Genomic DNA, 21,981 nt, shown 5'->3' on the forward strand with positions numbered 1-21,981 from the left:
GATCCGCTTCGGCGGCAGGTGGTGCGCGCGGCGGGCGCGTGCCCGGTGCCGGCGCCCGGGACGGCGTGGATCACCAGCCACTCACCGACCGCGCGCCGCCACCGGGCCGCTCACGCCTCGACGGCGGACTTCTCCGGCTCGGGGGCCGCCTGGCTCTTTTCCGTGCCGGCCGCGACAGCGCGTACGGCCGGGATGACGGCCGCGATCGCGGCGGAGAGCACGGCGACGCCGCAGCCGATCAGCAGCCCCGTGCGGAAACCGCTCTCGGACGTGATGCTCCGGCCGCCGGCGCTGGTCGTCATCTGGGAGAGGACCAGACCGATCACGGCCGCGCCGACCGAGGTGCCGAGCGAGCGCATGAGCGTGTTGAAACTGTTCGCGGCGGCGGTCTCCGAGAGCGGGACGGAACTCATGATGAGCGCCGGCATCGAGCCGTACGCGAGGCCCACACCGCTGTTGATCACCATGATGGCCAGCATGATTCCCCACGCGGACCCCATCAGGGCGAGGGACAGTCCGTAGCCCGCGGCGATGACCAGGACCCCGGAGAGCAGAGTGACCTTCGGGCCGTACGCGTTGGTCATCCTGCCGCCGAACGGGGAGACGATCATCATCATCACGCCGCCGGGTGCCATCCACAGGCCGGACGCCAGGATCGACTGCCCCAGGCCGTAACCGGTGGCCTCGGGGAACTGTAGAAGCTGGGGCATCACCAGCATGCTGGCGTACATCGCGAAACCGACGAAGATCGAGGCGACATTGGTGAGCAGCACCCGGGGGCGGGCCGTGGTGCGCAGGTCGACCAGCGGGTCGGTCGTGCGGAGTTCCCACGCGCCCCAGCCGGCCAGGAACACGACGGCGGCCACGAACAGACCGAGTGTGGTCGCCGAACCCCAGCCCCAGTCGGCTCCCTTGGAGATCGCGAGCAGCAGGCAGACCAGACCGGCGCCGAGGCCCAGCGCGCCGGGCGCGTCGAAACGCTGCCCCTTGGCGCCGGCCGGCACATCCGGGATCAGGAACCAGATCATCGCGGCGATCACCGTGGCCAGTGCGGCGGATCCCCAGAAGAGCACCCGCCAGTTCGCGTACTGGGCGACCGCCGCGGCGATCGGCAGGCCGAGGCCGCCGCCGATACCCATGGAGGCGCTCACCAGCGCGATGGACGAGCTGAGCTTCTCCGAGGGAACGACATCGCGCAGCAGGGCGATGCCCAGCGGCACCATCCCCATCCCCATGCCCTGCAGGCCGCGCCCGATGATCATCGGCACGACGGAGGACGAGAGGGCGCACACCACCGAGCCCGCGATCAGCGGCACCGAGCACGCGAGGAGCATGCGGCGCTTGCCGATCAGGTCGCCCAGGCGGCCCACGACCGGAACGCAGACGGCCGCCACGAGCAGCGTGGTGGTGATCACCCAGGTGGCGTTCGACGACGTGGTGTGCAGGATCTGCGGCAGCTCCGCGATGAGCGGCGTGACCAGTGTCTGCATGATCGCCGCCGTGGTGCCTGCGAACGCCAGCGTGGCGACCACGCCACCCGAGCGGGATGTGTGCTGTGGGGCGTCCATGGGACTCCTATGACAGTGCCATCAGAAAACAACCTGTGCATCATACATACTATGTGCAACAAGCACTTTGCATGCATGATTCATACGCGTGAGCGGGGAGTGCGGGTCGTCCGGACGCGGTGCGATGATGGCCCGGCGAGAGAGGCAGGAGGCGATCACGCATGGCCGGGGCCACGCACGAGGTCGAGTACGAGCAGATGCTGCTCAGCCGCCACACGTTCTTGAATCAGAGGGGCGGACGACGGAAAGACGCCGTACTGGATCGCAGCGCCTACATCCTGCTCAGCCGTATACAGGTGCAGGGACCGATGTCGATCGGTGAACTCAGCGACGCCTTCGGGCTCGACGCGTCCACCCTGAACCGGCAGACGGCCGCGACGGTGCGTGCCGGACTCGCGGAGCGCATCCCGGACCCCGGCGGTGGCATGGCCCGCAAGTTCCGCCTCACGGAGGAGGGCGCACGCGTCCTGGATCAGGAGCGGGAGGGCATCGTGCGCTCCCTGGACCGGGTCATGGCCGACTGGCCGGAAGAGGACATCGCCGCCTTCGCCGCCTATCTGAAGCGCTTCAACACCGACATCGAACGCCTCGGCGGCAGGCCCTGGCCGCGCCAGTGAGGCCGGGCGGATCCGCCGGGCCGGGCCGGAGGCGGGCCGTCGGGCCATGGACGCGCGGGCGCCGCACGGAGGGCCGTGCGGCGCCGTCATATGTGGGGCCGAGGCCTGCTCAGGTGCGGGGCCGAGGCCCGTACAGGGCGGGGCGGGATCAGGGGTGGACCCGGTAACTCACCGCGGGGAAGCCGAAGTCGCCGTTGTGGAGGCTGCCCAGGCGGTAGTAGAGGTCGCTGGTCGTGCCGGGGGCTCCGGTCCGGCAGTCCGCGTTGAAGTAGACATCGATGTCCTGGGCGGACAGATTCGTGGCGGACAGGACCGGCTGCGGCAGGGCCTGGCAGGTCCCGGTGCCGGACAGGTCGACGGGGATCTTGGTGCCGGTCTGGCCGGCCCCGGTGTAGAAGGCGGCGGAGGGGCCGGTCGCGGCGGCGGGCTGTGCCCCGCCCATGACGGCGACCAGCGCGGCGGCGGTCGCCGCGGTGGCGGCGAGCTTCCTGGTACGTGCGGTCATACGGGATCCCTTCACGGTGGGCAGGATGACGGGGGCGCCACGGCCGTGCCCGGCGGACATATGGCCGCCGGGATCGGCAGCCGGGCGGAATACTTGCATGTTCAACAAGGCAGGGAAAGAGGGAGAACGAGCCAGCGGCATGCCCGGCGGACGCGTGGTGAGGGCCGCCCGCCAGGTCGGCCGTAACGGTGAACGCTGGAGAAGGTGCCCCTCGGCCGGGTCGGGGAACCCGAGGACATCGCGGCCGCCGTCCTGTTCCTCAGCTCCCCGCAGGGCGCCTATGTCACGGGGCAGACCCTCGCGGTCGACGGCGGCTGGGGCACCACGGCCCCCTCCCCGGTCCTGACCTCCGCGTCCTGATCCCCCGCACCGGGCCGAGGGGGTCTCACCGGCCCCCTTTCGGCCGCTCGGGCCGAATCCGCCCGGCCTAGTGTGGACGCATGGAGCGAGACGAGGAACTGCGGGAGTTTCTCCGCTCACGCCGCGCTCGGATCACCCCGGAAGAGGCAGGACTGGGGCCGGGCGCCGGGGTGCGGCGGGTGAGGGGACTGCGCCGCGAGGAGGTCGCCCGGCTCGCGGGGATCAACGTGGACTACTACATCCGCCTCGAGCGCGGCCGGGGAGTGAACGCGTCGCGGGAGGTCCTCGACGCCGTGGCACGCGCCCTGCGGCTGGACCCGGTCGAGCGGACGCATCTGCTGAGACTGGCCCGGCCGCAACGGCAGCGGGAACGCCGTCGGCCACTGCCGCCCCAGCGGGTCCGGCCCGCCGTACGGCAGATCATGGAAGGACTGGAGCCGAAACCGGCGATGGTGCTCGGCCGTCGCACCGACGTCCTCGCCGCCAACCGGACCGCCCGCGCGCTGTACACCGATTTCGACGCGATGCCCGCCCGCGAGCGCAATCTCGCCCGGTACCTGTTCCTCGACGCGAGCGCACGCGATCTGCTGGCCGACTGGGAACGCAACGCGTCGCAGGCCGTCGCCTCGCTGCGCCTCTACGGCGGCCGGAGCCCGCACGATCCGCTGCTCGTCGAGCTGATCGGTGAACTGTCGCTGGCGAGCCCCGAGTTCCGCACCTGGTGGGCCGGGCACGACGTGCACCAGCACACACACGGTGCCAAGACATTTCGCCACCCGCTGGTCGGGGAGCTGACCTTGGCGTACGAGCTGCTCGGCGTCCCCGATGACGTCGATCAGTTGCTGACCGTCTTCACGGCCGAGCCCGGCTCACCCTCCGAGAGGGCACTGCACCTGCTGGCCGGATGGGCGGAGTCGCCCGCCTCCCTCGCGCAAGCGCGGCCGAAGAGCCGAAGCACAGCCGAGGACCTGACACACCACAAGCGCTGACGTCGTCCTGTCCACGGCCGGACACGATGAGCCCCGGCCGTCGGTCGACCCTGCGCACCCACGGAGAAGAAGAAAGCGGGAAAAACTCATGCGCGCCATCGTCATCAGCCAGTACGGCGGGCCGGAAACCCTGACGGAGACCGAACTGCCCGACCCGCGGCCGGGACCGGGCCAACTCACCATCGACACGACGCACGCGGCCGTGGGGCTCGTCGACGTCTTCGCCCGGCGTGGCGATCTCGCCGACCACCCCGGGGTACCCAACCCGCCGTTCGTCCCGGGACTCGAGGTCGCCGGTACGGTCCGCGAACTCGGGCCGGGCGTCACCGGATTCGAGGTGGGCGACCCGGTCGTCACCCTGTCCCAGATGTCGCTGGGCGGTTATGCGAGTGTCACCCTGGCCGACCCCGCACTCGTGGTCGGTCTGAAGGGCAGCGGGGTCGATCCGGCGCAAGCCGTCGCGGCGCTGCCGAACGCCACGACCGCCCATCTGTCACTGACGCGGATCGCCCGTCTCGCGGAGGGCGAGAGGGTGCTGGTGCACGGAGCGGCCGGCGGCCTCGCCGCGACGTACCCGGCGGTCGCCCGTGCTCTGGGTGCCTCCCATGTGACCGGCACGGTGTCGTCCCGGCGGAGAGTGAGGGACACCGATCACCTCGGATTCGACGAGGTGATCACCAGCGACCGGTTCGTCCCGGCTCTGGAATCCCGGCCCGTCGATGTGGTGATCGACCCCGTCGGCGGCGAACTCCGTACGGCGAGCCTGAACGTCCTCAAACCGCTCGGCCGTGTGATCGTGGTGGGGCACGCCGCGAACACTCCCGACGGACCGCTCTCGGCCGACCGCCTCTGGCTGGACAGCGTCGGGGTGTTCGGGTTCTCGGTGGGCCCCTTCTTCCAGCTCCATCCCGAGGCCGCCCGGCCCGCCGCGGACACGGTGGTGCCCCTGCTCGCCAACGGCGCCCTCAAGCTTCATCTCGACATACTGCCGTTGAGCGAAGCCGCGGAAGCCCACCGCCGCCTCGAAGCCGGACACGTCCCGGGCCGCATCGTCCTCACGGTGTGAAGGGCCGCCGCCTTCGGCCGACCGCACCCCTGTCCTGCGGGTCTCATCCATGATCAAACAAAACGAATATTGTCTACAAAGAGTGCTAAAGTCGGGATAGTGACTTTTTTGAGCGCGCTGTCGGCCGATCAGCTCGGCCGGACGGCCGACGCGACCTCGGCCGTCCGGGAGACACCTCGCAGGCGGGATGGCCGTGGTGGACAAGTCTGAGCGCATGGTGACAGACCCGGTGACCGACGCGGTGACCGACGCGATGCAGGAATCGGCGTGGACGGACGGCGCGGCGACAGCGGTCGTGGACACGGACGGGGCGGTGACCGGGTGGACACCGGCCGCCGAGCGGCTGGTCGGCTACTCGGCGGCGGAGGTGACGGGCAGGCCGGCCGGGACCCTGCTGTTCTCCGCGGAGGACGCGTCGAGGGCGGCGGTCTTCGCGGAACGGTCCGCCGCCCGCGGCGGCTGGTCCGGCTCCGCGGCGCTGCGCCACCGCGACGGCCACAGGATCGATACGAGTGTGCAGGTCTCGCCGTTGTCCGGGCCGGACGGAAGGACACGCTGGCTGGTCTCGGCGAGCGGTGTGCCCGCGTTCTCGCCCAGGGCCGCGAACGGACCGGAGGGACCCGTGCTGGACTCGATGCTGGCGCGTGCGCCGGTCGGAATCATCGTCCGTGATCTGGAGCTCCGCTGCACCTGGGTGAACGACACCCTGGAGCTACAGGACGGCATCCCCCGCGAACAGCGGCTGGGGCGCAGGCTGACGGAGTCGCTGCCCGACATCGCCGAGGCCGAGGAGGCCGAGGCGCTGATGCGCCGCGTGCTGAACACCGGCACACCGGTGGTCGACCTCGAGTTCCGGGCCTGGGTGCCGGCGGAACGGCACCGGGAAGGCGCCTTCTCTGTCTCCTTCTTCCGCCTGGAGGACGCGGACGGCCGGCCCCTGGGCGTGTGCGCCATGTGGGTGGACGTCACCCGCAGAGAGCGGGCGCGCGAGCGTCTGGCGATCCTGAACGAGGCCGGCACGCGGATCGGCAGGACGCTGGACGTCATGCGGACCGGGCAGGAGCTCGCCGACGTCGCGGTGCCGCTCCTCGCCGACTTCGTCGCGGTCGACCTGGCGGAGTCGGTCCCCCTCGGTGAGGAGCCCCTCAGCAGGCTCGGGCCGTCCGACGGGCGCATCCCCGTGGTCTGCCGCGCGGGCATGGCATCCGTCCGCCCCGGGACTCCGGAGGCCCTGTGGGAACGGGGAGAGGCGATCTTCGTCCTGCCCGGCTCGCCCTTCGCCCGCGTCCTCTCCTCCGGGAAGTCCTATCTGGAGCCGGTCATGGACAGCTCCCCCGGATCATGGCTCAGCCGGGACCCGGCACGGGCCGAGAAGGTCCACGAGACAGGGATGCACTCCTGTATGTATGTGCCGATCCGCGCGCGCGGCAGGGTACTGGGCGTGGCGCTCTTCGCCCGTACGGAGGATCCGGTGCCGTTCGAGGAGGACGACCTGCTCCTCGCCGAGGAGCTCGTCAACCGGGCCGCGCTGTCCCTGGACAACGCCAACCGGTACACCCGCGAGCGCGCCACCGCCATCGCGCTCCAGCGCAACCTGCTCCCGCAGCGCCTGAGCGGCGGGGCCGCCGTCGAGGTGGCCTCGCACTACCTGCCCGCCGACAGCTGCCACGGTGCCGGGGGTGACTGGTTCGACGTGATCCCGCTCTCCGGCGCCCGGGTCGCCCTGGTCGTCGGCGATGTCGTCGGGCACGGCATCAACGCCGCGGCGACCATGGGCCGGCTCCGTACCGCGGTGCACACCCTCGCGGACATGGACCTGCCGCCCGACGAGCTGCTGGCCCACCTCGACGACCTGGCCATCCGTCTCATCGACGAGGACGCCGACGGCAAGGGCATGGCCGCCGCGGTCCTGGGGGCCACCTGTCTGTACGCCGTCTACGACCCGGTCACCCGGCGCTGCACGATGGCACGGGCCGGCCACCCCCCGCCCGCCATCGTCGACCCGCACGGCCGGGTCACCTTCGCCGACCTTCCCGCCGGAACGCCGCTCGGCCTCGGACTGGTGCCCTTCGAGGCCGTGGAGGTGGAACTGCCCGAGGAGAGCGTGCTGGCCCTCTACACCGACGGCCTCGTCGAGACCCGTGACCTGGACATCGACACCGGGATGCAACGCCTGAGCACCGTGCTGGCGCAGCCCCGCCTTCCGCTGGAGGAGCTGTGCTCGGAGGTGGTCGATTCGCTGCCGACCCCGGCACCGTACGACGATGTGACCCTGCTCCTCGCCCGCACCCGCATCCTCAGCCCGAGCGAGACGGTCTCCTGGGAACTGCCGACCGACCCGGCCGTCGTCAGCACCGCCCGGTCCCTGGCCGTCGGGCAGCTCACCGAGTGGGGACTCCAGGATCTGGCGATGACCACCGAGCTGATCGTCAGTGAGCTGGTCACCAACGCCATCCGCCACGCCACCGGCCCCATCGGCCTGCGCCTGATCCGGCACCAGCTCCTGACCTGCGAGGTCTACGACACCAGCAACAGCCTCCCGCGTCTGCGTCACGCCCGTACGACCGACGAGGACGGCCGGGGCCTCTTCCTCGTGGCGCAGATGTCCCACCGGCGGGGCACGCGGTACACGGCGGACGGCAAGACCGTATGGGCCGAACAGGAACTGACGCCCGTGTCCGCGTAGGGCCCGGCGGCGGTGCGTGAGTGCGGGGCGCAAACGAGTGCGGGGCGCAAACGCCGACCGCCCCCTGCGTGGTGACGCAGAGGGCGGGCACCAGCGGCGGGCCGGGACTCAGATGTCCAGGAAGCCGAACCATCCGCCGGCCTTGTGCGACGAGGAGGCGCCCTCGGTGATTCCGGCGGGTCCACCCAGGTTGTGGTAGTAGTGCTTGCCGGCCTCCTTGTGGAAACCGCCCGCCGCGGCGGTCGCTTCCTCATGGCCCTCACAGGCGGACGCCGCACTGGCGCCGCCCAGCAGGGCGGTGGCGGCCAGGGCGGCGGTGGCGAGCGCGGTACGGATACGCATGGGGACTCCTCCATGGGGTGGTGATGCGAACATCGCATGCGTGCCCCCATGGGGGAGCTTTTCGACCGTATTGATACCTATCCCACCTGATCGGCCGAATAAATCAGGACAACTGCGGATTTGTATGTTGCCGCTCTTCCGGGCGTGGGCCGGCTGTCACACGCTGCGGTTCTCGGCGCTGACCATCCAGGCGTGCTGTTCAAGGGTGTCGATGACCGAGTGGAGAATGTCGGCCGTGGAGGGGTCCTCCGCGTCGACACCGTCGTGCAGACGTCGCATGGTCGCCGTCGCCGCGTACAGCCGCGTGGTGATCAGATCCACCACGGCGGCCACGCTCAGCTCGCCCTCGGGGAACTTCGGCAGGGTGGTCGTCGCCACCACGGTGTCCGAGCGGCCGTCCGGAATGGCGCGCAGACTGCGCATGCGTTCGGCGATCGTGTCGCTGGCTTCCCTGGCGTCGTCCACGACGTGGTCCAGTTGCTTGTGCAGATCGCGGAAGTTGTGGCCGACCAGATTCCAGTGCGCCTGCTTGCCCTGGAGGTGGAGTTCGATGAGGTCGACCAGGATCGCCTGTAGCGATTCCGCCAGGGTGCGGGATGAGGTGAAGCCTACGGCCGCTTCCTGCTCGGAGAGCCGAGCCGTGGGAGAAACAGTGCGCGATGCCATGCGTTCGCTCCTCGGAGAACGTTCTCCCTGAGCCGTGAGCGGGCGTGGGGAGATGCGGCGAACAAGTCATCTCCAGTGTCGCAGCGGACGGGGGAACGCGCAGCTTGTGCCCGTTCCCCCGAGACCGTCCGGGCCGGGGATCAGGCGTAGAAGTTGCGCTGCCACCGGTGCTTGGCCAGTGCGGCGAGCTGGTCCGTGCCGAGCGGACGCCCGTCACTCACCGCCGTGTTGCGTTCGACATTGCGTACGGTGCGCATACCGGGGATGACGGTGGAGACGGCCGGTGAACTCAGTACGAACCGCAACGCGTTCTCGGCGATGTCCTCGGCGGCGATGCCGAGTTCGGCGACGATCGCGGCCACCCGCTGTTCGACCTGTGCCGGGCGGTCGTCACGGAAGTAGCGGTTGCGCCAGTCGCCCTCGGGGAACGTCGTGCCGGAGGTGATCCGTCCGGTGAGGCCGCCCTCGTCCAGCGCCACCCGCACGATGACACCGACGCCGTGCTCCTCGCAGGCCGGCAGCAGTGTGTCGGCGGGCGCCTGGTCGAAGATGTTGTAGATGACCTGCACACTGTCCACGACGCCGCCGCGTACGAGCGCGAGCGCGTTGTCGGGCTGGTGGTCGTTGACGGAGACACCGAACAGGCGGATCTTTCCCTCCTGCTTCAGTGCGGCGATCGTCTCCAGCCAGTCGCCGCGGCCGACCCACTCGTCGCTCCAGACATGGAACTGAAGCAGATCGAAGTGGTCCAGGCCGCTGGTGCGCAGACTGGTCTCCAGGCTCGCGCGGATGTGCTCGCCGGGGAATGTCTCCGCCGGGTCCAGGCCGTCGGGCGCCGGCCAGAGACGGTTCTTCGGCGGCACTTTGGTCGCGACGAGCACCTCGTCGCCGGCCCGCTCGCGGACGACCTGGCCGACGATGCGCTCACTCTCGCCGTAACCGCGGGCGGTGTCGATGAAGTTCACGCCGAGGTCGATGGCGCGGTGCAGTGCGCGGACGGATTCGTCCTCCGTGGCACCCACCCAGGCGGACTCACCGATGCCCCACGCGCCGTAACCGATCTCGGACACGGACACCCCACTGCGTCCCAGTTCGCGGTAGCGCACAGTCATCCTCCACGTCGTGGTCTTCGTCCTGGCCGAACCCAGCATTCCGCCAGCGATCACCTCGACGATAGGCCACGGGGACGGCGGTGACAGGTGCGTTTCACGACACCGCCGTCCCCACGCGAACCGGCCCGTCCCCACGCGAACGGGCCCCCCGGGTGGTCCGTCCCGGTGGGCCCGGCGGGGACTACTTCGTCAGATACGCGTCCAGCACCGTCTGCGAGAAGACGTTCCCCGCACGGTCCTTGACGTCGGCCTTGAAGGAGACCGTGCCGCCCGCCGCCGGGTTGGCGACCGTCACCCGCCCGTGGCGCACCGCGAGCTTCGACCAGCTCGTGCCGCTGTCGTACGAGACGTGCACCGTGAGCGAGGTGAGGTTCCGGCCGGCGGCCGAGCCCTCGACCGTGACCGGCACACTCCGGGACGCGCCCGCCACGGCCCGTGCGTCCAGGCCGAGTTCGGGCGTGTAGCGCACCACGCTCGCGGGCAGGGCCGTCGGCTTCGTGGTGTGTCCCGAGGTGAACTCCGCCGACCAGCTCACCCGGGTGCTGACCGCCGACACGGCCGTGGTGGCGCGGCCGACGGTGGTGACCAGCCGGTACCGGGCCTTGCCCTTCGGGAGGTCGAAGCCCGTCGTGTCCAGGACCCCGTCGGCCGTGGCGTACTCCTTGCCGTCGCGGTACAGCGTGGTGGACGCGGTCGCCGGATCGTAGAGACTGCTCCCGTCATGTCCCGCGCCGTCGGCGAAGGGCCGTATCGCACCCGTCAGCCGGTCGCCGTCACGGGTCAGACCGCCGCCCCCGACGAGAGTGGGCCCGAACACCGCGGTGTTGAAGTCCTCGGTGTACGACCTGCCGCCGCGGTACACCTGGGAGGGGACGCCGTACTGGGCCTCGGCCGTGCCCCCGCGCCGCTGCTGGAAGGTCCGCTGCCACGCGTAACCGCCCTGGAGATAGGTGGTGGTCGTGCTCGCCAGGTCGGTGAAGGTGACCGGTACGGAGGTCGGGAAGTCCGGTGCCGAGGCGATCTGCCCCCAACGCCCGCCGGTGACCGTACCGCCCGTGTTGACCGTCACCTTCGCCAGGTCCCGGGCCTTGGCGTGCTGGACGTGTCCGGTGTAGAAGCCGTTCCTGAGGGTGTCGGCGAGCAGATAGTCCGTGCCGTCGCCCGCCCAGGTGGAGAGCAGATAGGAACTCACCGTGCCGGGCCGGGGCTTCGGGCCGACCTGCTGAGTGCGGAAGCCCTCCGACAGATTGCCCATGTAGAGGATGATCGGTCCCGGTGCCTCCTGCGGCGAGATGGTCAGGAACCCGGACTGGTACGAGGCGTCCGGGTCCGGCGGTGTCATATCGACCAACTCGGTGGCGCGCGCGTCGACCGCGAGCACCGTGTCCTTCGTCAGATCGAGCCGGGGCGCGGCGACCCAGTCGTCCCCGATGTACACGAGGTCGGGGCTGAGCAGCGGGACCTCGCCGAGGATGGTGTAGATACCGCGCGGCAGACGCACCTGGGCCGTGCCGTTGTCGCCCGACACCCTGACCATGGTCTGCGCGCCCAGGTCGTAGATGTACCCCGTCCAGTCGCCGTCCGCCGGTGCGGAGCCGTCGCGGGCCGTGGCCTTGAGGGTGAGGTCGTACATCTCGCCCTCGCGGAGGACGGCACCCGCGGTGCGTACGCTCCGGCCGTCGCCGGTCGCGGTGACGGCGAGGCTGTAGACGCCCTCAATGTCACCGCCCAGCCTCGGATCGGCCGTGATGTCGACGGACGCGGTGCCGTCGGCGGGGACGGTGAGCCGGGAGGCGCCGAGTGTGAAGAAGCCGGGGGGCGCGTCCTCGCCCGCCGGATCCGAGGCGGTGGCCGCGAGATCGAGGGTGAGGGGCTCGGTGCCGGTGTTGCGGTAGGTGAGGGTCCTGGTGATCGGCTGGTCGTCGGTGTGCGGCCAGGCCGGGGCACCGAAGCTCAGCGAGGCGGGCTCGGTGACCACGGTCTGGGTGATGGCCCGTGTCACATCGACCCGGCCGCTGCCCTGCTCGACCGCGTTGTACGGACCGGGCTTCGCGGAGCCGGTCAGCGCCGCCTTGAGCCGGGGGCCGCTCCAGTCGGGGTGCTGCTGGGCGAGGAGCGCCGCCGCGCCGGCCACGTGCGGGGTGGCCATGGACGTGCCGTCGAGGGTGACGTAGCCGGGCCCGGGGTGCGGCAGCCCCGGATTCTGGTCGATGACACTGCCCTTGGCGGAGGCCGCGGTGATGGCGGCACCGGGTGCGGTGATGTCCGGCTTCACCCCGCCGTCGCCGACCCGCGGGCCCCGCGAGGAGAAGTCCGCCAGCGTGTCCTGCTTGTCGACGGCCCCGACGGTGAGCGCGCCGTCGGCGGTGCCCGGTGTGCCGACGGTGGACGCGCGCGGCCCGGAGTTCCCGGCCGCGATGACGAACAGGGCCTTGTCGGAGAGCCGGTTCACGGTCTCTTCGACGGGATCCACGCCGGGGGTGTCGGGACCGCCGATGGAGAGGTTGACGATCTTCGCCCCCTCGTCGACGGCCCACTCCATACCGGCCATGATCGCGGACTCGGTGGCCACGCCGCGGTCGCCCGCCACCTTGCCGATGAGCAGATGGGCGCCGGGGGCGACCCCCTTGTACTGCCCCTTGGACTGGGCACCGGTCCCGGCGAGGATGGAGGCGACATGGGTGCCATGGCCGTAGCGGTCCATGATGTCGGTGGTGTCGGCCGAGGTGAAGTTCTTCCCGGCGACGACCTGGCCCGCCACATCCGCGTGACCGGTGTCGACACCGGTGTCCAGGACAGCGACCTTCACGCCCTTGCCGTCGTGTCCGGCGGCCCAGGCGCTCGGCGCGCCGATCTGCGGGACGCTGACGTCGAGCGTCGTCCTGAGCAGACCGTCGAGGCGGACGGAACGGACCCCGGGAGCGAGCCGCAGTCCCCGCTCGGCGCGCGCGGTCAGTGTGTCCCACGCCTGGGCCGCGGCGCTCCCGCGTACGGTCAGCGCCTCACTGTCCGCGGCGCCGAGCTGGGCCCGTACGGTGGTGCCGGGCCGCGACCGCAGTCCCTCGCGGGCCGGCCGGCGCGTGGCGTCGCCGGTGTACGAGACCAGCAGCGGCACTCCGTCGCCCGTGAGCGTCCGGTACTCGGGACGGCTCAGTTCGGTGATGTCGAAGAGCCGGATGTCCAGCTTGTTCGTGGTGATCAACCCGGCCGCGTCCGCCGGGAGTACATACGAGTGGCCCTTGACCTCGCTCATCTGGACCGGCACCGAGGCGCGTCCCGGCGCGGGCCGCAGTCCTGCCACCTTTCCGCGCGCGTCGACGAGGACCCGGTCACCGGTGATCAGGGTGATCTCGCGGGTGGGCTCGGCACCCGTGAGGGCGGTCGCCGGCGCGGCCCCCGCGGGTCCGGGAGTGCGGCCCGGGGCCGGACCGGCCGCCGCCGTGCCTGTCGCGGACGTGGTCACCAGAGCGAGCGCGGCGGCGCCCGCGACGACGACGGCGGCGGTGGTGATGGATCGTGGTCTCCGTGCCCTGCGCGGTGCTGTGCGCAACGTGCCCCCTTGCCCAGTCGGGGCAGCCTGGTGCGCCCCGGACGGAGGTGCCGAGGGCATGGATGCTCCGCCCTTGGCGCGGACACGCTAAGAGCCTCATGATCACTCCGTCAATCGGGCGATATCAGAGGCAAGAGGGCAAGGAGGGAGCAGTGGCACGTGATTGGTCCAGACCCTTTTCGGATACGAGGGGCCTTCCGGCGGCGCGGCGGGCGGGTGCTCACGGTCCGTCAGGGCGGGTCCCCCCCGCTCGGTCAGTAGCCTCGCCGACGGTTGGTCTCGGCCGCCTCCTCGCGCCGCCGGACACGGCGTCGCCGTTCCGCCACCAGCTCGCCCACCGCGTCGTCGACCTCCGTGAGCACGGCCTCCACCGCGTCGTCGTCCCCAGCGCGGACGGCCATCGCCCCGTCCTCGGCCGGAGTCCCGGCCGGGTCCACGGCCACGTCCGGCGGGTCCTCGGCGCGCCCGCCGTTGATTCCGACGGCTGCCACGAGGGCGGCGAGGACGGGCTCGTCCGATGCCAGGCGGTTCGCGGCCAGCTCGCGTGCGGGCGAATCGGCCGGCACCGGACGGCTGCTCCGGAAGACCAGCCAGCGGCGATACCGCTGCCGGGTGATCTGCCCTGCCGCCTCCAGGTCGGCCAGATAGGCCGCGGCCAGACCGCGGCCCCTGCGCCACAGCCAGTCGGCGACCGTCTCGTAGGGCGTCTGCCGGACGAGCGACGACGCGGCCTCGTCCAGCAGGCGATCGGTCGTCGCCGGCGGGTCACCCGGCACGAGGCGACCGCCCTCCAGAGTGACGGCACCGGCGTTCAGGAGATCGATCACCTCGGCCCCCGCGAGCGCGAGTGACAGATCGCCCTGATCCACCGGGCTGTCGGACGGCGCGTCCATGGACACCAGGAACAGGTCCCGTGGTGTGGTCATGGATCCTTCCACCTCCGGGACATCGAGGACATCCGAGATATCAGGGACACCGGGGGGAACGGCCCCGGCCTGTGGTGGCAATTCTCGTTGCCCGTGCCCCCGCCTGCCAGTGAAAGACGGAAGGAGCGCCGGGACACGAGCACTTCCGGCCCTCCGTCGGACGGGCACCTCCGACCCCGTCGGACGGGCACTTCGCCGGGCCGCGCGGGGGTGGCGGCCCCCGGCTCCGGGCCGCGCCGGCTTGACCCTGACGTACGCGTCAGGGGTTAGCGTCACCGCACGCCGACGGCGGGACGCGTGTCCCGCCGCTGCCCGCGATCCCGCCCAGGAGGGGCCCGCACATGACCACATCCCTGCCCGGCACCACCCGTGAGGTCCGGCTCACCGCCGTCCCCGCCGGGCTGCCCGCGCCCGAGCACTTCGCCGTCGTGGAGACACCCCTGCCCGAACCCGGCGCGGACCAGGTCCTGGTCAGGAACCGGCACTTCCTGGTCTTCCCCGGCCTGCGCACCCTGCTCGGCGCGGAGACCGACGGTGTACCGCTGCCGCCGCTGCGCCCCGGGGACGTACTGTTCGGTCCCGCCGTCGGCGAGGTCGTGGCCGCGCCGGCCGGCGGCCCGCTGAGCGTGGGAGACACCGTCCTCCATCTGCTCGGCTGGCGGGAGTACGCCCTGGTGGCCGCCGTCGACTGCACCCCCGTGGACGGCACACTGCCCGACCCGGTCGCGCATCTCAGCTCGGGATCGGCGGCCTACGGCGCGCTGACCCGTCTGGCCGGCATCCGCGCGGGCGACACCGTCCTCGTCACCGGGGCGGCGGGAGCGGTGGGCTCGCTGGCCGGGCAGATCGCCCGGCTGCTGGGCGCCGGAAGGGTGATCGGCAGCACCGGCTCGGCGCGGAAGGCGGAGCGGCTCGTCTCCGAACTGGGCTATGACGCGGTCGTGCTGCGCGGGGCGGGGCCCGTCGCCCCGCAGCTCGCCGCGGCGGCGCCCGAGGGCATCGACGTCCTGCTGGACAACGTCGGCGGCGAGCAACTGGTCGCGGCACTCGGCGCGGCCCGGCAGGGCGCCAGATTCGCGCTGGTCGGAGCCCTGTCGGGGCAACTCTCCGCGCGGCGGGCCGGTGGCAGCGCGCCGGTGGGGATCGATGCCTTCCGTCTGGTCGTCAAGGGCGTCTCGCTGCGCGGATACAGCGGTATGGACCATCCCGACGTCGAGAAGGAGTGGACCGGGCGCTTCGGCGCGTGGCTGCGCTCGGGCGAGATCACCTTCCCCCACGCGCGGATCGCGGGCATCGACAGCGCGCCGCGGGCGTTGCCGGAATTGATCGGAGGAAAGCACTTCGGGGCAGTGGTCGTGGAACTGTAGGCGGAGTGACAGAGCTTCCGTCCGTGAGCCGGGGGCCGTCGGTCGGGGCCGGGGGAGCGGGGGCGGGATGCGGATCGGTGAAGCGGCGGCGGCCGCCGGCACGACACCCAGGGCGCTGCGGTTCTACGAGCAGCGAGGATTGCTCCCCCCGCCCGTCCGCACGGTGTCCGGCCAGCGCGAGTACGGGCCCGCCGAGATCGAACGGGTCCGTGTCATCAGGGAATTGCTGAGCCTCGGACTCACCGTCGAGGACCTGCGCAGTTGCGCCGACCGTCTCCATCTCTTCGCCGGGGATCAACCGCGGCGGTGCGGTTCCGTCGAACCGGGCACCCCGGGCTCCGGGATCGTCGGCCGCAGGCTCGCCGCACTCGACGCCGAGATCGAGCGGCTGGCCGCGCTGCGCGAGAGTCTGGCCCGGCGCGCTTCCGGGGAGGTCTGACGCCGGTCCGTTCCGCCTCTCCCCGGCCCCGGAGTTCTGTGGGCGGTGGCGGCGGGCCGCACGGGAGTCGCCCGTATCGGCCCGCCGGGAAAGCCGCCCCGCGCGATCGCCCGCCGGGGGACGCCCCGAACCGGGCGGCCCGGGAGGACGGCGACCCGGAAGGACGCCCCGTGCCGGGCGGCCCGGGGCCGTCTCCCTGCCGGAGCCCCGCGGCGACCGGTCAGGACGCGGACGCCGGACGGCTCGGCTCGGCTTCCAGCAGTCGCCGCCGTATCTCCTTCTCCTGTGCCCGTCGCGCGGTGACGTCCCGGATGACCGCGCCGACATGGCTCGCGTTGCCCTCGGAATCGGTCAGCATCACCACACTGAACTCGATCGACACGGTCGAACCGTCCGCGGTCAGCGCGGGGACCGCCAGGAGGTCGTTCTCCCCGTACTTGCTGGCGCCGGCGGCCATGGCCGAGACAAAGCCGTCCCAGTGACGCTGCCGGTGCTTCTCGGGGATGATCACATCCAGATTGCGCCCGTCCACCTCGGCCGCCGAGTAACCGAAGATCCGCTCCGCTCCCCGGTTCCAGTAGCGGATCAGCCCCTCACGGTCGATGATCACCAGTCCGTCGGGCGCCTGGGCCGCCATCCCGAGTACGACATCGGGGTCCAAGTCTTCCATGACACCTCCGAGTTGGGGCCGTACACCACGATCGGCCTACAGTCCGTGGAGATTGTATACAGTAGACGGCTTACGGGGCGACGGTTCGGGTGAGGGAATTCCCCGGGGGCTTCTCCGCGGGGGTCTCGGGGGTACGGGTCCGGCGGGGGTTCACAGCTCTGCGCGCGCCGCGCCCAGCGGGCCCGGAACGGCGACACCCCCTCGGCCACCCTCGATGACGTGGACGGCTGACGGAGAGCGGGCGACCCGGGCAACCTGATCGGCCTCCCACCGCGTTCCACAGGCGTGGGAGACCGAAGAGGATGGCGGGGCCAGGACGACGGACCCGGGCGAGGACGGCCGGGAGACACGCGCCGCCGCCCGGGGGACGCGGCACGGTCACGGCCGGGGCGCGAGCCCGGGGCCGAGGACGAGCGGGAGCTGCGGATCCTGCTGGAACGGGTCGTGCCCCGACTGCCCGCCCCCGAAGGGCGGCTGAGCCGGGTACGGGAACGGGCCGGGCGGACCCGGCGGCGACGGCGCACGGCCGCCGCCACGGCGGCCGTGACCGGGCTCGTGCTGGCCGGCACGCTCGGGCCCGACGCACTGGGCCGGGGCCTGGGACCCGCGCTGCCCGCCGCTCCCGCCGCCTCGGCCACCTCGGGGGACAGCGCTCAGGACTCCCGCGTCCGGTTCTCCGAGGTGGCCGGTCTGACCCTGCGGCTGCCCGCACACTGGCAGGCGCTCCAGATGCCCGAGGACCTTGCGCGTACGGCGCGGGCCAGGGGTTTCGCCTCGTCGCAGCGGCTCACCCCGTACGAACGGCCCTGCCCGGAGAAGGACCTGACGGGCTGTCCGCCCGTGCGGTCACTTCAGCACGGCGGCGCGCTGCTCACCCTCGTCCCGTGGACCGACGGCGCTCTGGCCGACAAGGTCCTGCGACCGCCGGTGCTGTACGGGCCTGACGACCCCTCACCGTCCTGCCGGAAGATCCACGGGACCAGGGAGTACAGCGCACTGCTGGGCAGCGGCCCCGCTTCACGTACGACGGTCTCCGTCACGCTCTGCGTCGCCGGGGACGCGCCCGCACCGGTCATGGACGTCCGGGCGATGATCACGGACGCCACGTTCGGGACCGAGGGAATTCCGGCCGCCCCCGCTCCCGTTGCTCCCGCCCCCGCTCCCGCCGGCTCCGCCACCGAGCACCCCTGAACGCACGAGGAAAGGCCCCTTCATGTCTGCCCGTTCGATCCGTCCTGTCCACTCCGTCCACGGAGGTCCGCGGCTCGCCGCCGTACTGCTGGCTTCGGGCCTGCTGCTCACCGGCTGCGGCGCCGCGGCTGTCGACCCGGGCCCCGCGCGGGGCGGGACGGCTGCCGACGGAGGGGGCGCCGCCGGCCCGGACACGGCCGTCGGGGCCGGGTCCGTCGGTGGCGCCGTCGGCCGGTCCGCCCCCGAACCGCCGCCCGCCGGGCCGAAGGCGATACCCGGTCTCGGACCGAGGACCCTCGCCGCCATCCCCGCCGGAACGGACCAGGCCGTCGTGGCGACCGGCGTCGGAAGGAACCGCAACACCGGCACCGTGCTGGTCTACGAACGCGACCCGGTCACCGGCTGGGCACCCGTCACCGACCCGTGGCCCGCCCACAACGCGCGGCGCGGCTGGAGCGACGACCACACCCAGGGCGATCTGCGGACACCGATCGGGGTGTTCGGCCTCACCGACGCGGGCGGTCTGCTGCCCGATCCGGGCACGAGACTCCCGTACGACCGGGGACCCGCCTTCTCGGTCTCGGGCACCGGCTTCCTGGGCGAGTCGCTCGCCGGGTCCTTCGACTATGTCGTGGCGATCAACTACAACCGCGTACCGGGCAGGACCCCACTGGACTGGACCCGTCCGCTCGGCAGCGGCAAGGGCGGCGGCATCTGGCTCCATGTGGACCACGCCGGTCCCACCCAGGGCTGTGTCTCGCTGCCGCGCGGCCGGATGAAGGAACTGCTGCGCCTGCTGGATCCGGCGAAGAAGCCGGTCGTGGTGATGGGGGACGCGGAGTCCCTCCGGCGCTGACGCCGCCCCCGCCCGCAGCGCTGACGCCGCCCCGGTCCGCAGCGCTGACCTTGCGTCGGCCCGCAGCGCTGACCCCGCCCCGGCCCGGTACGGACCCGGCGTGTCGCAGGTGCTGGTGACGGCACGGGATGGGGAAGGATCGACGCCACGCCGGCCCTCGTCCCGTCCGGCCGGCCGTGGAGCGAGGCAGGGGGTGTGCCGTGCACGACGCCGACATCATCATCGTGGGCGCCGGAGCCGCCGGTCTCTCCCTCGCGCGTCGGCTGAGCGACGGCGCGCCCGGCGGCGGCCGGGGACCGACCGTACTGCTGATCGACGCGCCGCGCGGGCCGCTGAGACCGCCGGAACGCACCTGGTGCTTCTGGGAGGTGCCGGGCGGGCCGTACGACGCGGCCCTGTCCGCGTCCTGGGGCCGTCTCCGGGTACGGGGACCGGACGGGGAGGCCACCGTCGCGGATCCCGCGCCCCTGCGCTACAAAATGCTCCGGTCCGGTGCCTTCGAGACGCTGGTCGCGCGGCAGTTGAACGCCTCGGGCGTCTGCCGCCGTGCCGAGGCGGCCGTCGAGTCCGTCCGTGACGTACCGGACGGCGCCGAGGTGCGCGCGTACGACGCCTCGGGCCGCCGCGTCGTACTGACGGCCCGATGGGCCTTCGACTCCCGGCCGCCGCCCCGCCTTCCGCCGGCCCGCACCACCCTGCTCCAGCACTTCCGGGGCTGGTTCGTCCGCACGGAGCGGCCGGTGTTCGACCCGCGCACGGCGGACCTGATGGACTTCCGCACACCACAGCCCGCCCACGGCCTGTCCTTCGGCTATCTGCTGCCCCTCGGCCCGCGCCACGCGCTGGTCGAGTACACCGAGTTCTCCCGCGCGGTCCTCGACGACGCCGGGTACGAGCGAGCGCTGCGGCAGTACACCGGACAGATCCTGGACCTCGGCCCCTTCCGGATCACCGCCTCGGAGGAAGGGGTCATCCCGATGACCGACGGACGCTTCCCGTGCCGGGCGGGGCGCTCCGTCTTCCGTATCGGCGCGGCGGGCGGCGCCACCCGGCCGTCCACGGGATACACCTTCGCGGCGGTGCGGCGCCAGACCGAGGCGCTGGCCGCCGATCTCCTGGCCGGCCGGGACCCCGCGCCGCGCCCTCCCCATCCGGCGCGGGCCCGCGCCATGGACGCGGTGCTGCTCCGGGCCCTGGACAGCGGACGTCTCGACGGCGCCGCCTTCTTCACCGGGCTCTTCCGCCACGTTCCCGCGGAGCGGCTGCTGCGTTTTCTCGACGGGCGCACCCGTGTTCCCGAGGACCTGCTGATCGGGCTGCGCACACCGGTGATGCCCATGCTGCGGAGCCTGGCCGAACTGCCCTTTCTCCCCCGGCGCGTGGCGCCGTCCCGGCCCCGTCCCCCGTCCCCCTTCTTGTCCCGGTCGCCGTCCCCGTCCCGGGAGTCCCGGGACCTGTCCCCGGACCCGGACCCGGACCCGTCCCCGGATCGAGGAGAGCGATGACCGCGCCGCTCGGCGTCACGCCCCGGCGGGGCCGCGACAGGAGAGCCCGGATCCTGCCCGCGCCGCCGGGCCGGAACAGGGTCATCGGGCCCGCGCCGGACGTCGGGGTGGTCGGCGGGGGCATCGCGGGGCTCGCCGCCGCGACCGGGCTGGCGGAACGCGGGGTCCGCGTCACCCTGTACGAGCGGGAACCCGGCCTCGGCGGGCGTCTGGCGGGCTGGTCCGTCCGCCTTGCCGACGGCTCCACCGCGACCATGAGCCGTGGCTTCCACGCGTTCTTCCGGCAGTACTACAACCTGCGAGGGCTGCTGCGCCGAGCGGATCCCGGACTCGGTTTCCTCACCGGGCTGCCCGACTATCCACTGCGTCACCGCGGCGGGTCGTACGACAGCTTCGCCCGGCTGCCGCGCACACCGCCCTGGAACGCCCTGGGGTTCGTCGCCCGCAGCCCCTCCTTCGGCGGGCGGGATCTGCTGGCCATGAACGCGACCGCCGCGCTGCCCCTGCTCGATGTACGGGTGCCGGAGGTGTACGAGCGGCTCGACCGTGAGAGCGCCGCGGACCTGCTGGCACGTATCCGGTTCCCCGAGGCCGCCCGGCATCTCGCCTTCGAGGTGTTCTCGCGGAGTTTCTTCGCCGATCCCGGGGAACTGTCCGCCGCCGAACTCGTCCTGATGTTCCATATCTACTTCCTCGGGTCGAGCGAGGGGCTCCTCTTCGACGTTCCGTCCGAGCCGTATCCGCGGGCCCTGTGGGAGCCGCTCGGCCGCTATCTGGAGGGCCATGGCGCCACGCTGCGGCTGGGCACGGCCGTCGACACCGTGGAGCCCGCCGCCGGGGGCGGGGTGATCCTCGAAGCCGAGGGCCGCGCCCACCGTCATGACGCGCTCGTACTGGCGGCGGAGACCGACGGGCTGCGACGGCTGGTCGAGGCGTCGCCCCGGCTCGGCGACGGCGCGTGGCGCGCCGGGATCGCCCGGCTCCGCAGCGCACCGCCCTTTCTCGTCTCACGGCTGTGGCTCGACCGGCCCGTCGCCGCCGGCCGGCCCGGATTCCTCGGCACCAGCGGCTACGGCTCGCTCGACAACGTCAGTGTGCTGGAACGCTGGGAGGGCGAGTCCGCCCGCTGGGCCCGCGCCACCGGCGGCTCGGTGGTGGAACTGCACGCCTACGCGCTCGCCCCGCATGCCGACCGGCGGAGTGAGCAGGACCGTCTGGTCGCCCAGTTGCGCCGGGTGTATCCGGAGACCCGGGACGCGAGGACCGTCGACGCCCGGCACGAGTGGCGGGCCGACTGCCCGCTGTTCCCGGTGGGGGGCTTCGCCGGTCGTCCGTCGGTCAGGACCCCGGACCCCACCGTGGTCATGGCGGGTGATCTGGTCAGGACGGACCTGCCCGTGGCGCTCATGGAACGCGCGGCCACGACCGGCTTTCTCGCGTCGAACGCGCTGCTGGAGCGCTGGGGCGTACGGGGCCAGACCTTGTGGACGGTCCCGGACCGGGGCCGCTCGGCCGTGCTGCGGGCGCTGGCCCGGCTCGGGGATCGCTGACGGCCCGGCAGGGCCC

General features: G+C 72.3%; 19 protein-coding genes. 11 read left to right on the top strand and 8 right to left on the bottom strand.

The annotated features are described in order from the left end of the window. Positions 1 to 110: 110 nt before the first annotated feature. Positions 111 to 1,568, bottom strand: a complete 1,458-nt coding sequence (locus ACFYYH_RS31130; protein ID WP_388558109.1) for an MFS transporter — start codon at positions 1,566 to 1,568, stop codon at positions 111 to 113. A gap of 161 nt (positions 1,569 to 1,729) precedes the next feature. On the opposite strand from ACFYYH_RS31130, the gene ACFYYH_RS31135 reads away from it, so the two are divergent. Continuing rightward, positions 1,730 to 2,185: a MarR family winged helix-turn-helix transcriptional regulator gene (locus tag ACFYYH_RS31135; protein ID WP_388558111.1), complete on the top strand. Its 456-nt coding sequence runs from the start codon at positions 1,730 to 1,732 to the stop codon at positions 2,183 to 2,185. 148 nt (positions 2,186 to 2,333) lie between these two features. Here the strand turns inward: ACFYYH_RS31135 and ACFYYH_RS31140 are convergent, their stop codons facing one another. Then, positions 2,334 to 2,690 carry a hypothetical protein gene (locus tag ACFYYH_RS31140; RefSeq protein WP_388558114.1) on the bottom strand — a complete coding sequence of 119 codons (357 nt, stop codon included), beginning with the start codon at positions 2,688 to 2,690 and terminating at the stop codon, positions 2,334 to 2,336. A 204-nt stretch (positions 2,691 to 2,894) separates the two neighbouring features. Here ACFYYH_RS31140 and ACFYYH_RS31145 point away from each other — a divergent pair, with 204 nt between their 5' ends. From ACFYYH_RS31145 to ACFYYH_RS31160, 4 genes are all read left to right on the top strand, one after another. Next, the gene (locus tag ACFYYH_RS31145; RefSeq protein ID WP_388558117.1) at positions 2,895 to 3,050 is read left to right on the top strand and encodes an SDR family oxidoreductase; all 156 of its coding nucleotides are present in this window, start codon (positions 2,895 to 2,897) and stop codon (positions 3,048 to 3,050) included. A gap of 80 nt (positions 3,051 to 3,130) precedes the next feature. Beyond that, a complete protein-coding gene (locus ACFYYH_RS31150; protein WP_388558120.1) occupies positions 3,131 to 4,039 on the top strand; it encodes a helix-turn-helix transcriptional regulator in 909 nt (302 codons plus the stop codon). An 88-nt stretch (positions 4,040 to 4,127) separates the two neighbouring features. Next, on the top strand, positions 4,128 to 5,105 hold the full coding sequence (locus ACFYYH_RS31155; RefSeq protein WP_388558123.1) for a zinc-binding alcohol dehydrogenase family protein: 978 nt from the start codon (positions 4,128 to 4,130) through the stop codon (positions 5,103 to 5,105). A gap of 214 nt (positions 5,106 to 5,319) precedes the next feature. Continuing rightward, complete coding sequence (locus tag ACFYYH_RS31160) at positions 5,320 to 7,791, top strand: SpoIIE family protein phosphatase (RefSeq protein ID WP_388558126.1); 2,472 nt, start codon at positions 5,320 to 5,322, stop codon at positions 7,789 to 7,791. Positions 7,792 to 7,899: 108 nt separating this feature from the next. Here ACFYYH_RS31160 and ACFYYH_RS31165 read toward each other — a convergent pair whose 3' ends face one another. The 5 genes from ACFYYH_RS31165 to ACFYYH_RS31185 all read right to left on the bottom strand — a co-directional run bounded on the left by ACFYYH_RS31165 (position 7,900) and on the right by ACFYYH_RS31185 (position 14,387). Then, on the bottom strand, positions 7,900 to 8,133 hold the full coding sequence (locus ACFYYH_RS31165; RefSeq protein WP_388558129.1) for a hypothetical protein: 234 nt from the start codon (positions 8,131 to 8,133) through the stop codon (positions 7,900 to 7,902). 156 nt (positions 8,134 to 8,289) lie between these two features. Then, positions 8,290 to 8,799 (bottom strand): Dps family protein, encoded by a 510-nt coding sequence (locus tag ACFYYH_RS31170; protein WP_388558132.1) that lies wholly within the window; start codon positions 8,797 to 8,799, stop codon positions 8,290 to 8,292. Between the two features lie 140 nt (positions 8,800 to 8,939). Then, positions 8,940 to 9,905, bottom strand: a complete 966-nt coding sequence (locus tag ACFYYH_RS31175; RefSeq protein WP_388558244.1) for an aldo/keto reductase — start codon at positions 9,903 to 9,905, stop codon at positions 8,940 to 8,942. Between the two features lie 187 nt (positions 9,906 to 10,092). After that, positions 10,093 to 13,461: a S8 family serine peptidase gene (locus tag ACFYYH_RS31180; protein WP_388558135.1), complete on the bottom strand. Its 3,369-nt coding sequence runs from the start codon at positions 13,459 to 13,461 to the stop codon at positions 10,093 to 10,095. Between the two features lie 254 nt (positions 13,462 to 13,715). Continuing rightward, complete coding sequence (locus tag ACFYYH_RS31185) at positions 13,716 to 14,387, bottom strand: GPP34 family phosphoprotein (RefSeq protein ID WP_388558137.1); 672 nt, start codon at positions 14,385 to 14,387, stop codon at positions 13,716 to 13,718. A 341-nt stretch (positions 14,388 to 14,728) separates the two neighbouring features. Here ACFYYH_RS31185 and ACFYYH_RS31190 point away from each other — a divergent pair, with 341 nt between their 5' ends. Then, positions 14,729 to 15,754, top strand: coding sequence for an MDR family NADP-dependent oxidoreductase (locus tag ACFYYH_RS31190; RefSeq protein ID WP_388558139.1), 1,026 nt, complete (start codon positions 14,729 to 14,731; stop codon positions 15,752 to 15,754). Positions 15,755 to 15,821: 67 nt separating this feature from the next. Next, positions 15,822 to 16,193 carry a MerR family transcriptional regulator gene (locus ACFYYH_RS31195; protein ID WP_388558142.1) on the top strand — a complete coding sequence of 124 codons (372 nt, stop codon included), beginning with the start codon at positions 15,822 to 15,824 and terminating at the stop codon, positions 16,191 to 16,193. 220 nt (positions 16,194 to 16,413) lie between these two features. Here ACFYYH_RS31195 and ACFYYH_RS31200 read toward each other — a convergent pair whose 3' ends face one another. Next, on the bottom strand, positions 16,414 to 16,863 hold the full coding sequence (locus tag ACFYYH_RS31200; RefSeq protein WP_388558144.1) for a PAS domain-containing protein: 450 nt from the start codon (positions 16,861 to 16,863) through the stop codon (positions 16,414 to 16,416). 444 nt (positions 16,864 to 17,307) lie between these two features. Here ACFYYH_RS31200 and ACFYYH_RS31205 point away from each other — a divergent pair, with 444 nt between their 5' ends. The 4 genes from ACFYYH_RS31205 to ACFYYH_RS31220 all read left to right on the top strand — a co-directional run bounded on the left by ACFYYH_RS31205 (position 17,308) and on the right by ACFYYH_RS31220 (position 21,965). Continuing rightward, positions 17,308 to 18,054 carry a hypothetical protein gene (locus tag ACFYYH_RS31205; RefSeq protein WP_388558147.1) on the top strand — a complete coding sequence of 249 codons (747 nt, stop codon included), beginning with the start codon at positions 17,308 to 17,310 and terminating at the stop codon, positions 18,052 to 18,054. Positions 18,055 to 18,076: 22 nt separating this feature from the next. Then, on the top strand, positions 18,077 to 18,910 hold the full coding sequence (locus ACFYYH_RS31210; protein ID WP_388558150.1) for a L,D-transpeptidase family protein: 834 nt from the start codon (positions 18,077 to 18,079) through the stop codon (positions 18,908 to 18,910). Positions 18,911 to 19,110: 200 nt separating this feature from the next. Continuing rightward, positions 19,111 to 20,415 (top strand): lycopene cyclase family protein, encoded by a 1,305-nt coding sequence (locus ACFYYH_RS31215; RefSeq protein WP_388558153.1) that lies wholly within the window; start codon positions 19,111 to 19,113, stop codon positions 20,413 to 20,415. Further along, positions 20,412 to 21,965 carry an FAD-dependent oxidoreductase gene (locus tag ACFYYH_RS31220; protein ID WP_388558156.1) on the top strand — a complete coding sequence of 518 codons (1,554 nt, stop codon included), beginning with the start codon at positions 20,412 to 20,414 and terminating at the stop codon, positions 21,963 to 21,965. Before ACFYYH_RS31215 ends, ACFYYH_RS31220 begins: the two co-directional genes overlap by 4 nt. Positions 21,966 to 21,981 lie beyond the last annotated feature (16 nt).

Origin of the sequence: Streptomyces sp. NPDC002018 (assembly GCF_042890865.1) — a bacterium.
Classification (GTDB): domain Bacteria; phylum Actinomycetota; class Actinomycetes; order Streptomycetales; family Streptomycetaceae; genus Streptomyces.